At 58.8% G+C, this 11,507-nt stretch carries 10 protein-coding genes and 1 rRNA gene; 4 read left to right on the forward strand and 7 right to left on the reverse strand.

Going from position 1 to position 11,507, the window contains the following annotated elements:
• Positions 1–54 precede the first annotated feature (54 nt).
• Positions 55–699 carry a carbonate dehydratase gene (can, locus tag EQV90_RS16915; RefSeq protein ID WP_003439749.1) on the reverse strand — a complete coding sequence of 215 codons (645 nt, stop codon included), beginning with the start codon at positions 697–699 and terminating at the stop codon, positions 55–57.
• A 120-nt stretch (positions 700–819) separates the two neighbouring features.
• Between can and EQV90_RS16920 the strand changes: the two genes are divergently transcribed.
• The gene (locus tag EQV90_RS16920) at positions 820–1,236 is read left to right on the forward strand and encodes a hypothetical protein (protein WP_003439748.1); all 417 of its coding nucleotides are present in this window, start codon (positions 820–822) and stop codon (positions 1,234–1,236) included.
• 131 nt (positions 1,237–1,367) lie between these two features.
• Here EQV90_RS16920 and rimI read toward each other — a convergent pair whose 3' ends face one another.
• Both rimI and EQV90_RS16930 read right to left on the reverse strand, forming a co-directional pair.
• Positions 1,368–1,820 (reverse strand): ribosomal protein S18-alanine N-acetyltransferase, encoded by a 453-nt coding sequence (rimI, locus tag EQV90_RS16925; RefSeq protein WP_003439747.1) that lies wholly within the window; start codon positions 1,818–1,820, stop codon positions 1,368–1,370.
• Positions 1,813–2,589: an energy transducer TonB gene (locus EQV90_RS16930; RefSeq protein WP_240878444.1), complete on the reverse strand. Its 777-nt coding sequence runs from the start codon at positions 2,587–2,589 to the stop codon at positions 1,813–1,815. Before EQV90_RS16930 ends, rimI begins: the two co-directional genes overlap by 8 nt.
• 177 nt (positions 2,590–2,766) lie before the next feature.
• Here EQV90_RS16930 and mksB point away from each other — a divergent pair, with 177 nt between their 5' ends.
• Genes mksB through mksF form a run of 3 tightly spaced genes read left to right on the forward strand, consistent with a single transcriptional unit; the run spans position 2,767 to position 7,533 of the window.
• Positions 2,767–4,044: an Mks condensin complex protein MksB gene (gene mksB, locus EQV90_RS16935; protein ID WP_003439744.1), complete on the forward strand. Its 1,278-nt coding sequence runs from the start codon at positions 2,767–2,769 to the stop codon at positions 4,042–4,044.
• Positions 4,034–4,696 (forward strand): Mks condensin complex protein MksE, encoded by a 663-nt coding sequence (gene mksE, locus EQV90_RS16940; RefSeq protein WP_003439743.1) that lies wholly within the window; start codon positions 4,034–4,036, stop codon positions 4,694–4,696. Before mksB ends, mksE begins: the two co-directional genes overlap by 11 nt.
• Positions 4,693–7,533 carry an Mks condensin complex protein MksF gene (mksF, locus tag EQV90_RS16945; protein ID WP_240878445.1) on the forward strand — a complete coding sequence of 947 codons (2,841 nt, stop codon included), beginning with the start codon at positions 4,693–4,695 and terminating at the stop codon, positions 7,531–7,533. The genes mksE and mksF overlap by 4 nt, the downstream gene beginning before the upstream one ends.
• Positions 7,534–7,608: 75 nt before the next feature.
• On the opposite strand, the gene EQV90_RS16950 is transcribed toward mksF, so the two are convergent.
• The 4 genes from EQV90_RS16950 to rrf form a co-directional block, all read right to left on the reverse strand.
• Positions 7,609–9,912, reverse strand: a complete 2,304-nt coding sequence (locus EQV90_RS16950; RefSeq protein WP_240878446.1) for an MlaD family protein — start codon at positions 9,910–9,912, stop codon at positions 7,609–7,611.
• Positions 9,905–10,528, reverse strand: coding sequence for a paraquat-inducible protein A (locus tag EQV90_RS16955; protein ID WP_003439738.1), 624 nt, complete (start codon positions 10,526–10,528; stop codon positions 9,905–9,907). Before EQV90_RS16955 ends, EQV90_RS16950 begins: the two co-directional genes overlap by 8 nt.
• Entirely contained in the window at positions 10,515–11,174 is a 660-nt protein-coding gene (locus EQV90_RS16960) for a paraquat-inducible protein A (RefSeq protein ID WP_003439736.1), read from the reverse strand. The genes EQV90_RS16955 and EQV90_RS16960 overlap by 14 nt, the downstream gene beginning before the upstream one ends.
• Positions 11,175–11,392: 218 nt before the next feature.
• A 5S ribosomal RNA gene (gene rrf / locus EQV90_RS16965) occupies positions 11,393–11,507 on the reverse strand.

Genomic DNA, 11,507 nt, shown 5'->3' on the forward strand with positions numbered 1-11,507 from the left:
GCGTTCAGGGCTGCCATCGCGAGCAAGCTTGCGGCTACAGGTTGTGGGGGCGTTTCACACCGCCCCTGCCGGGCGCAAGCGGTATTGCGGCGGCAACTGATCCAACCCGCTGATGGTGGTGTTCAGGCTTTTCCAGCGGCCGTCCTTGATGCCGTAAATGCAGCCGTGGACCGAGAGCTTCTGCCCGCGATGCCAGGCGTTCTGCACAATGTTGGTGTGACCCACGTTGGCCACTTGCTGGATCACATTGAGCTCGCACAAACGGTCGACGCGCTCTTCCTCGGTCGGCAACAGCGCCAGCATCTCGCGGTTCTCGTAATACAGGTCGCGTATCGAACGCAGCCAGCCGTCGATCAGACCCAGCTGCTGGTCCTTCATCGAAGCCCGCACCCCGCCACAGCCATAGTGGCCGGTGACCAGAATGTGTTTGACCTTCAATACATCCACTGCGTACTGGATGACCGACAGACAGTTGAGGTCGGTGTGCAGCACCACATTGGCCACATTGCGGTGTACGAACAAGTCGCCAGGCAGCATGCCGACGATTTCGTTGGCCGGTACCCGCGCATCCGAACAACCAATCCATAGGTATTCCGGCGTTTGCTGGCGGGCCAGTTTGGCAAAGAATTCGGGATCTTCCTGCTTGATCGCATCTGCCCAGCGTTCGTTGTTATCAATCAGGTCTTGTAGTTCGTTCATGCTGTGAAGCCTCAAGAGTTGATGCGCTGCTTTGACAGCCAACCGCTGGTCGGGGTCACGTGGAATCTTCAGGATCGTCTAGAGTCCACCGTAACAGGACTCACATTATGAGGAATTACCATGACTGATTCACGTCGTCCGTTTGGAGCAGAAGAACCCGAGGACATCGACGATATGGAAGACCGCATGGGCTCGGTTGAACCGCTGGACTTTGACGACCCCCAGGATACCCGCGAGTCGCTGGATGATCTGGTGACCGATGAAGAGTACAAGCGCCATATTGGTGACAATCGCCCGCGCAACCGGGAAATCAGCGGAGCGGCACTGCCGGGCAATGGCTCGGACCCGGATGATCTGGATGCGCAGATGCTGATACCCGAGGACGGAGCACGGGATGCCTACGAGGCAATGGAAGAACGGGGTGGCGCAGCAGACTGGGATCTGAGCGTGGTCAAGGAAAGTGAAATTGGCGCAGGCCACGGCCTGGACGAAGCGGAGCTGGCAGATATAGATCCGGTGGGGCGCAAACCTGAATGACTTGATCGCTGGCAAGCCAGCTCCCACCCCACCTGCAGGAGCGAGCTGTATGTTGTTAAAAGCTCGCTGACAAGCCAGCTCCTACCAAGCCAGCTCCTGCCAAGCCAGCTCCTGCAGGGTGGCGGTGCGGGTCAGTCGACCAGGGTGCAGGCCATCACGACTGCATCTTCACGTCCGCCAACCGCCGGATAGTAGTCACGGCGGCGGCCGATTTCGTTAAAGCCATAACGCTCATACAACTTGAACGCAGCCGTGTTGCTGTCGCGCAGCTCCAGGAAACACTCCCGGGCCTTGTTGGCATAGGCAATGGACATCAGGTGCTCGAGCAACTTGAGTCCCAGGCCACGGCCCTGGCTTTCCGGCTTGACGGTGATGTTCAGCAAATGTGCTTCATCGAGGATGATTTGCACCACCCCGTGGCCCACTTGCTGCTCGCCTTCAAACATCAGCCAGATCTGGTATTTCCCCAGACCGTCGAGAAAAATACCGCGGGTCCAGGGGTGGCTGAAGGCGGCGTATTCAATTTTCAATACGGCTTCAAGGTCCGCCTCGGTCATCGGGCGGAAGGTTACAGCGTCACTCATCGTTTTGTTTCCAGCGCGCCATCAGCCGGCGCATGGCTTGCCACACATGCGCTTTGCGTTGTGGCTCATCCATTAAGAGTTCGAGACCCGGCAGCGCCCATGCGCAGCCCAGCCCTTCAATTGCAAGTTCAGTGTTAAACGCTTGCGCGTCTGCCTCACCGGCAAAACGCACCGCTGGCAGCCCCACCAGCCACAAGCAGGCACACTCGGCCTCTTCGAGACGGGCCATGACAAAGCCCTGCACGAATTCCCGCGCGGCTTCCGGCCCCTGGTCGACACTGCCCCGGCGCAACAACGGCCAGCGTACGGGCTCGCCAATGATTTGCGGGCTGTCGGGCAGACCGGCAGCGCGCAACATGTCCTTTAACAATAAATACGCCGGATCACGGCTCTGGAACGCGCTGCCTGTGGGTAACTCCACCAGCACCAGACAACGCCCGGCCCGCAGCAACTGCAAGGCAAAGCGCGGCGGCGGCAGTTGCACCACCTTGGGCGTGACCGGTACCGGTTCGGCTTCAACCACGGGCTTGCTGGCCGCACGCACAGAGATCGAAGGCCGGGGCACTTCGATCTTTGGCCGCTCTGCAGGCGCGCTCGCAGCCGCCACTGCCTTGACCGCAGGCCGCGTAATCACGGGCTCTGCGGGCGGCTCGGGGAGCACCAGCAGCTCGGGCCGCGAAGGCGCGGCAAATGGCAATTCGGTGCGCGGTAACCAGCTGACCACCTGCATGGCAGTCATATACGCGCGGCGGCGGGACTCGTTCAACAAGGGGCGGCCATCTGTGGATAACTAAAGATGGGCAATTCTACCGCCCTTCTGCCCTTCCCGCCCCCAGTTGATGAAAAACGGATGGTCGGCGGGTTGCGCCTCTGATCGTCAAGTGATGACTCGACGGCACGTTGCAGTACAATCGCGAACTTTCATTGCCAATTGACCGGCCCTCCCATGATCGAACCCAAGCGCGTATTACGTGCCCTTGCCGAGCACTGGGCACTCCTTGAGCCTTTGTGTGAACACTTCGACCAAGGCACGTTGAGCCTCAGCGAACTACGTCTGCAATTGGCTATCCATCAAGTGGATAGCACGCCACAGGACATCACCAACGTCCTCGACAGCTGGATCCGGCTGGATATTCTGGTGCCGGTCGCCAAAAGCCCGAACCGCTTTGAGTTAAATGCACAGATCCTCGATTTTCTGGCCTACCTGAGGCGCGAGCACCGCCTTGGCCTGTGCCTGGAGATCGAAGCCTATCTGCGTCATCTGGAGCGTCTGGCGGGGTACATCCAGGATGCGTTCGACATCCGTGACGGTCATGATCTGGCGCGCCAGCTGCGCTTGCTCGATATGCGCGTTCGCGATGTGCTGAAAAAACTCGCCAATGATGAACAGGCCCTGGTCGCGGTAGCCGAGCGGGCCAAGACCAGCGACCGGCAGATCCCGCTGCGCCAGCGTTATGCCGAGGTTCTGGCAACGTGGGACGAATACGTCGAGCCCATGATCCAGCTGGTCAACGCCGACGGTGCTTTCGAGCAAGGCGTGCGCAAGGTTGAAAACGTATTGCTGCGCATGCTCAGCGAGCAACAGCGACTCGGCCATCTGGTGGACGACGACATGTTGCTGCGCACCCATGCGCGGATCCTTGAGATGCAAACCAGCGCCCAGCTGACTTTGCGCCACGCCCGCGAGCTGTTGCTGCCGCTGCGTGAAGAGGCGCGCCGGCACAATGCCGTGACCCGTGGCGCCGCACTGGCGCTGGCAGCCATCCGCCGCAAAGGGCTGGACGCCGTGCCGCAAGCCTCGATGCCGATGTTCACGCGCCCGCAAAGTACCTTTTTGGGCAGCGCCAGTCAGGTGGAGGCCTACGTGTATGCGCTGGCCCGCTTCGAAGCAAAACCGGCACGTTTCCCCAAGGCGCATAAAGCCCACCGGGGCGAAACACCCAAAGCGCCGCGTACGGTCAAGGAAATGCTCGATCGTTGCAGCGACGCGCTGCCAATGCCGGACTTGATGAACTGGCTGCTGGCACAGGAGCCAGACGGTGACACCGACGAGTTGCTGTACTGGTTCTCCCGCCTGTCACGGGAAAAACGCTTCGTGCGCGAACGCCTGGAGCGCCGCGATTATCACACCCACGAACATCTGGTCAGCCTGCGTTCCTTCGCCCTGCTTTCTCGCAACGAAGACGCAACCGAGACTACAGCGAGCCCTCTCCATGCATCTTGATCTGTCAGAACTGTCCCAACTTGCGCCGATCTTTCGCGAGTTGTTCAAGGGTTACCACGTCAGCCGTCGTGACCCGGAGCTGTACGCGCAACTGTCAAACTTTCAGGATCAATACCGCGCCCTGTTCAAGGCACTGGGCTTTGAGCTGGTGTGTGATACCCGCGGCTTTTATTACTTCGTGCCCGACACCGCCACCGCGCAAGTGAACAAGACCGCACAACGCCTGGCACTGTTCACCTTTATCATCGTCGAGCATCTGGCCGATCAGGGTCGCGACCCGATTGCCGTGCTCGATGGTGGCAGCCTGGGCCGCGATGAGCTGCCTGCGCTGCTGGATAAATACCGTGATCTGTTTGTACAGGCGGAGGTCACTTCCCACGAAGAGCTGGAAGAAAAGATCATGCGCCGCATGACCCAGCTCGGATTCGCCAGCGAAGAGCCCGGGATCTACCGTTTTCTGCCGCCGATGCACCGCTTCCTGGATGTTTGCCTGTCGGTTCAGCAAGACCGCGATCTGGCCGCCAGCCTGCACAGCATTCTGCCGCTGCCCACGCCGGTGTTGATCGACGATGACGCTGAGCCCGAGGAAGAGGACGAAGAAGCCGCATTGGCACGCGCCATTGCCGCCGAGCAACAGGAGATGGATGCATGAGCCAGGAACGCTACGGAATACGCCGTTTTGCCTTGTTGAATACCGCCGGTTACAGCCTGGGCCTTTTCCCGCTTGAGCACCCACTGTCGGTGTACGGTGCCAACAACCTCGGCAAATCAGCTTCGATCAATGCCTTGCAGTTCCCGATTCTGGCGCGCATGTCAGACATGAGCTTCGGCAAGTACAGCCTCGAACAGTCGCGCCGCTTCTACTTTGCGTCCGACACCAGCTACATCCTCGTCGAAGTCTCACTGCCCCATGGCCCCCATGTGATCGGGGTGGTCGGCCGTGGCCCGGGTGGCGGCTTCGGTCACCAGTTCTTTGCCTACGCAGGCAAACTGGACCTGGCCCATTATCAGAAAGACGACACCTGCCTGCGGCAGAAGGAGCTGTTCACCAACCTTGAGCGCAATGGTCTCAAGGCCTATGAGCTCAAGCCCGACGAACTGCGCCGTCTGCTGGTGGGCGGGCACACCTCGATTCCGCTGGACCTGACGCTGATCCCGCTGCGTTCCACCAGCGAGCAGAGCATGAAGACGTTCCGCGCCCTGTTTATCAACCTGCTGCACATGCGCGAAATCACTGCGGCCAAGCTCAAGCAACTGTTCCTCGATGCCTTTGAGCACAGCCTGCGTTCGGGCAGCGTCGATTACATTGCCGCCTGTGAAGAAGCCTTCCGCGACGTACGCCGCATGGAGCAGGACTACAACGCGCTGGTGGGCGCCGGGCCTCTGGTGGAAGCGCTGGCCGCCGGTGTTCGCCAGCGTGATCTGCTGCGCGGCAAGCTGCATCGCCTGTCGCCGCTCCTGGATTCTCTGCTCGGCACCTGGCAAGACTACGCCGGGGCACGCAAGGAAGAGTTGCTGATTCAATCCGAGCATTACCGCAACGAACAGGATTCGCTGCAAAACGATCAACGCAGCAGCACCCAGGAACTGATGCGCCTGGAGCGGGAAATCAGCGGTATACAGCGCTGGCTTGGTGAGCTGTCAGTGCTCAGGCACCGCTTTGCCCTGGTTGACGATGTGAAAGTGCTGGAGCAGCAGCTGCTGGCCGCCAAGGATGCCCATGATGAGTTGGCCGGGGCCCTGTCCCAGTCGCGTCAATTCAGCGCCGAGGATCTGGATGAGCGCCTGCGGGATCTGGAAAAACGCCTGAAGTCGGTCAAGCAGCAGCTCGACCACGCCGACAACAACAGCTACGCCCGTCTGCGCGAAGAGTTTTCGCAACAGGATGTAGAGCGCCTGATGCGCCTGTTCAACAGCGCCCTGTTCAGCCTGCCGCTGGGTGAGCACGGCATTGCCCTCGATGACAGCGATGCCTGGGTCAAATCCCTGGAACTGATCCTCGCCGGCTTCAAAGGTGAGCGCTTTGAGGCGCCAGGGCTTAGCATCGATCTTGGCCATATCGAGCCGCCGGCCCTGCAGGCACTGGCGGACCGCGCGGCATTGCGCGAGCACAAAGAGCGTCTGGAAAAAGAACTCAAACAACTGAAAACCCAGCAGGCCGTGACCTCTGACCGGGCGGCGAGCAAGAGCGAAGCTGAATCACTGTATCAACAGGTGCTGGACGCACAAAAGGCGCTGGAAGACTTCCGCCGCAGTCAGACGTTGAGTGCCGAGGAAGGCGAAAAGCTTGAGCAACTGGCCCAGGCCGAAGGTGCGCAAGACGAATTGAAACGCTCCAGCGATGCGTTCACCGAACGGGTGCAACAACTGTCGGCCAAGCTGCAGCTGGTGGGCCGCCAGATCGGCGACATGGAAGCCAAGCAGCGCACCCTAGATGACAGCCTGCGCCGTCGTCAGTTACTGCCTGCCGACCTGCCGTTCGGCACGCCGTTCATGGACCCGGTCGACGACTCGATGGACAACCTGTTGCCGCTGCTCAATGACTATCAGGACAGCTGGCAAAGTCTGCTGCGCAGCGACGGGCAGATCGAAGCCTTATATGCCCAGGTGCGGTTGAAGGGAGTGGCCAAGTTCGACAGCGAAGACGACATGGAGCGCCGCCTGCAACTGCTGATCAACGCTTATGCCCACCGCACCGAAGAAGCCCTGACCCTGGGCAAGGCCCGTCGTGCAGCCGTGACTGACATCGCCCGCACCCTGCGCAATATTCGCAGTGACTACGACAGCCTTGAACACCAGCTGGCGTTGTTCAACCGCGAGATCAACAAGCGTCAGGTCTCCAACCTGCAAAGCTTCCGTATCGTGCTGGCACCGAACAAGGAGGCGCTCAAGCATATCGATCAGATTATCCACAGCGCCGGTCAGTACGAAGAAGGCGAAACCCTGTCGGTGTTCGACCTCAGCCAGAGCGCCGAGCAGGACAACAAGAACGAAGAGGCCAAGGAGTATCTGGCGCGACTGGTAGCGGCAAACCATAACCAGTTGGGGCTCAAGGATTTGTTTGAGCTGGCGTTCGAGATCACCAAGGTCAATGGCCAGCCGGTGATCCATACCGATATCGACGGTGCTGCGTCCAACGGTACGACCATGACCATCAAGGCGCTGACCAACATGTATCTGTTGCTGCACTTGATGGACCGCGATCAGGCCGGGCGCATTCGACTGCCGTACTACCTCGACGAAGCGGCCGACATCGACGAGAAGAACCAGACCGCGCTGCTGGAAACCAGTCTGCAGCTGGGGTTTGTGCCTATCCTGGCCAGTGTCAAGCCGCAGGTCTGTGCCCACGTAGCCATCGACCTTGAAGGCGGCAGCGGCCCGAACGGGATTTACATCGACGAGGATGACTGGAAGTACATTCGTCGCCATGACGAAGTGCAACCGGTCGCTGGCGTACCGGTTCAACAGCCGGAGCTGGATGAGGTCTGAGACCTGAAATGCGCTGCAAACCAAAAGACCGCGATCATTGATCGCGGTCTTTTGTTAAGCGGGTGCAGCTGAAGGCTATTTAGCCAACGGGATTTTCGGTGCCCATTGCAGCCACTCTTCCTCGAACTTGTCGAACAAGGGGAAGGTTTGCTCCGGGCGGGACTGATTACCCATCTTGCCGTCATCCGGGGTAGCGAATGCGATACCGCCCTGGACCAGGGTCTCCAGGGACTCGGTACGGATTGTGGCGCCTTTGAACAGACCAAAATCGACACCAAAGCCGCTGCTGTTCCAGAAGCGGCTGCCAGTGCGAACCAATGGCGCGTAACGCGGCTCGATCAGGATATGCACCAGTACACGGTCAGCGGTATTGCCCAGCTCGTATCCAGTGACCTTGCCCACCGTAACTTCACGGTAGGTCACGGGTACCCCTTCCTTGAACGAACCACGGCGTGCCGCACTCAACACCAGGCTTAACCCGGCTTGCGAGACGGCAGCCTCCGGGGCTTGATCCAGAGCGACAAAGCTGGTCTGCGGACCCAGTTGCCGGGCAGCAGGCTGCACTTCTATGTACTGACCGGTGACCAGGGTTTCCAGGTTGGCGGTTTTCATCAATCCAAGCTCGGGTTTGACGACCCAGAATTGACTGCCCACCCGTGCTATCCGCCCCGGCACTTCGGTGATACGGGCCTGGAGCATGACCGACTGCAGGTCGTCACTGAGGTCGATGCTTTCGATCTTGCCTACATCCAGACCTTTGAAACGAATCGGCGTACCGCTGCGCAGCCCGTCGGCACGTGCCACTTTGATTGTTACAGCGACACCTTGCTGCATCGCCGCGTCGCGGTCGGTATACAGGCGGAAACGAGGGATGCGTTTTTGCAGGGGCGCCGCGGCTTCCGGTGTTTCGAATGCAATCCCGCCGGCCATCAGGCTTTGCAGGGACTCACTCTTGACCTGAATCCCCCCGGTCAATCCGCCAGTGAGCGTGATGCCGCTGGCATTCCAGAAACGGGTCGAGGCGTTGACCAGGTTTTCGTATTCTTTCTCGATGTGGACACCAATGACCAACTGCTTCTTGGTGCGGGAGAACTGATAGCTCTGGACCGATCCAACCTTGACCTGCTTGTAGAGAATCGGGCTGCCGACATCCAGTGATCCCAGATTATCGGTGAAGAGCACCATGTGCAGACCCGGTGAGCGCAGATCCAGCGGTGGTGCTTTGGGCCGCGCAATGAATTCGCGTTCCGGTGTGCTGCCTTTGTCTCCCGGGCGAATGGCGATGTAGTTGCCTTTCACCAGAGCTTCCAGCCCCGTAATCCCGGCCAGCGAAATAGAAGGTTTTACCACCCAGAACTGGGTGCCCTGCACCAGGTAATCTTCCGCCAGCGGATCAAGGGCCAGTTCGGCACTGGCACTGGTGAGGTCCGGGTCAACTTTCAAGGCCTTGAGGCTACCGACCTGAATACCTTTGTACATGACCGGTGTACGGCCTGCCTGCAGGCCTTCGAAGTCACTGAGTTTGACTTTGACCTTGATCCCCGCCTGCGCGGCATCAAAGTCCTCATACAGCCGGAACGGCAGATTTGTGTCTGTTGGCGGGCTGTCTTTACGGTTCTCCGGCGTCGCGAAGGCTATGCCTCCGGCAACAATGCTGGCCAGAGACTCACTGCGCACTTTCACCCCTGAAAGGTTGGCGTCGATGCTGATGCCGCTGGCGTTCCAGAAACGTGTGTGTTTACGCACCAGGTTGGCGTAAGTCGGCTCGATAAAGACTTTGATCTCGACCGTACTTTGATCTTCAGAGAGCACGTAGCTTTTGATCTGACCAACCTGAATCTGTTTGTAAAACACCGGACTGCCCCGGTTCAACGAGCCCAGGCGGTCTGCCTTGAGCGTCAGGTGCAGTCCTGGCTTGGCGTCAGACAGAGGCGGCTCTTGTGACAAGGCCTTGAATTTGCGCGTTGACTCGCCATCTGCCGGGCTGACGGCGATGTAATTGCCGGATACCAGTGTTTCCAGGCCGGTAATACCCGCCAGAGAGACGCTGGGTTTGACCAGCCAGAATCGGGTGTTGGTTCTCAGGTACTGCTCGACGTCTTTATCCATCTCGACGGTGGCAATGACCCCGTTGCTCGGGCCAGCTTCGTCCAGAGCCAGGGTTTTGACCTTGCCCACGGGCATGCCTTTGTAGACCACTTCAGTCTTGTTGGCGACGATGCCTTCGCCACTTTCGAAGCGCACCTGAATGTCGATTCCGGTCTGGGTATAGGCACGCCATCCCAGCCAGCCACCGATGATCAGGGCAATGAGCGGGAGAATCCAGATCGCCGACCAGTTGGAAGCCGGGCGGGTTTTAGCGGTAGGCAAGTCACTCATGGTCGTCGTCCGACTCCGTGTTATCCCAAATCAGTCGGGGATCAAAAGTTACAGCGGCTAGCATTGTTAATACCACCACACTGGCAAAAGCCACCGCACCAAGATTGGCCTCGATGCTGGCTATCCGTCCAAAATTCACCACCGCCACCAGAATGGCGATGACAAAAATATCCAGCATTGACCAGCGGCCAATGAATTCGATAAAGCGGTACATGATGATCCGTTGCCGGGCTGACAGCGGCTGACGGCGTTGCACTGAAAACAACAGCAAGGCGATGCCGACGAGCTTGAAGGTTGGCACCAGAATACTGGCCACAAATACCACGGCCGCAATCGGGATCATGCCGTGCTGCACCAGCTCAATGACACCCGCCATGATGGTACTCGGAGAACCCTGGCCCAAAGAGTTGACGGTCATGATGGGCAGCAGGTTGGCCGGAATGTAGAGAATGGCCGAGGTTAACAGCAATGCCCAGGTACGCATAAGGCTGTCGGGACGACGCGCATGTACCAGAGCGCCACATCGGGTACAGCTTTGCTCGTCGGTCTCGGGGTCTTGTCTGTTCAGCTCGTGACACTCGCCACAGATCAAGATACCTGCATCAATCGCCCGCATGGACATCCTCCCCGGATAATGCCTGCCAGATCTGGTGCGGCGACATCACAACTTCCAGCCAGACCTGTACCAGCAATAAGCTGACAAAACAGGTTAAACCAAGACCGAGGCTCAACTCTGCAAGGTCGGACAATTTCACAATCGCCACCAGTACTCCCATCAGGTACACCTCAAGCATGCCCCAATCACGTAAGTGGTGATAAATACGGTAAATGAGCAGCCCGTAGCTACGGCCTATGTTCCAGCGAATGCTGAGTAACACGACGAGCTGGCATAGCAGCTTGAGCAGCGGAATTCCCATGCTGCACAGGAAGACTACAACGGCGATCCCTTGCATGCCGGTATTGAACAGGCCAAGCACACCGCTCCAGACCGTGTCTTGCGACGCCTGGCCCAATAGATTGAGTTGCATGATGGGCAAAAAGTTCGCGGGCACGTAGAGCAGCAAAGCGGCGATCACCAGCGCGAGGCTGCGTTCGACGACTTTGTGCCGATGAGCATAGAGCTCATACCCACAGCGCGGACATTGGGCTTTTTCGCCGAGAGCGAGATGTGGCCTGCGCATCAACAGATCGCACTCGTGGCAGGCCACTAACTCGTCCAGCGGTAGATCTGACACCCTTTGGGGGTCAACCGGATCTGGCATATAGGGAGTCTCGGGCTCAGAAAATGACTGCGCCTATTCTAGTGCGCGGACTACAAAATAACTGTGCATATGTGCATATTTGTAGGACTTGAGCTGCAGGTGAATCTGGGCACGCAGTGCCCGAGTAGCAGCTTGTTGCGGCCGGGCATGTTGCAACTTTTCTCGGCACAAAAACAAACCCCCTGTCTGCGTGAGCAGACAGGGGGTTTGGAATTTAATCTTGACGATGACCTACTCTCACATGGGGAAACCCCACACTACCATCGGCGATGCATCGTTTCACTTCTGAGTTCGGGATGGGATCAGGTGGTTCCAATGCTCTATGGTCGTCAA

Origin of the sequence: Pseudomonas sp. TMW22089 (genome assembly GCF_022496645.1) — a bacterium.
GTDB classification, from domain to species: Bacteria; Pseudomonadota; Gammaproteobacteria; order Pseudomonadales; family Pseudomonadaceae; genus Aquipseudomonas; species Aquipseudomonas paraversuta.

What these genes read in the sequence shown, in the direction of transcription:
- EQV90_RS16955 (WP_003439738.1), bottom strand. Translation starts at nt 10,528, where the DNA reads ATGCGGGCGATTGATGCAGGTATCTTGATCTGTGGCGAGTGTCACGAG.
- EQV90_RS16920 (WP_003439748.1), top strand. Translation starts at nt 820, where the DNA reads ATGACTGATTCACGTCGTCCGTTTGGAGCAGAAGAACCCGAGGACATC.
- mksE (WP_003439743.1), top strand. Translation starts at nt 4,034, where the DNA reads ATGCATCTTGATCTGTCAGAACTGTCCCAACTTGCGCCGATCTTTCGC.
- can (WP_003439749.1), bottom strand. Translation starts at nt 699, where the DNA reads ATGAACGAACTACAAGACCTGATTGATAACAACGAACGCTGGGCAGAT.
- mksB (WP_003439744.1), top strand. Translation starts at nt 2,767, where the DNA reads ATGATCGAACCCAAGCGCGTATTACGTGCCCTTGCCGAGCACTGGGCA.
- rimI (WP_003439747.1), bottom strand. Translation starts at nt 1,820, where the DNA reads ATGAGTGACGCTGTAACCTTCCGCCCGATGACCGAGGCGGACCTTGAA.
- EQV90_RS16950 (WP_240878446.1), bottom strand. Translation starts at nt 9,912, where the DNA reads ATGAGTGACTTGCCTACCGCTAAAACCCGCCCGGCTTCCAACTGGTCG.
- EQV90_RS16960 (WP_003439736.1), bottom strand. Translation starts at nt 11,174, where the DNA reads ATGCCAGATCCGGTTGACCCCCAAAGGGTGTCAGATCTACCGCTGGAC.
- mksF (WP_240878445.1), top strand. Translation starts at nt 4,693, where the DNA reads ATGAGCCAGGAACGCTACGGAATACGCCGTTTTGCCTTGTTGAATACC.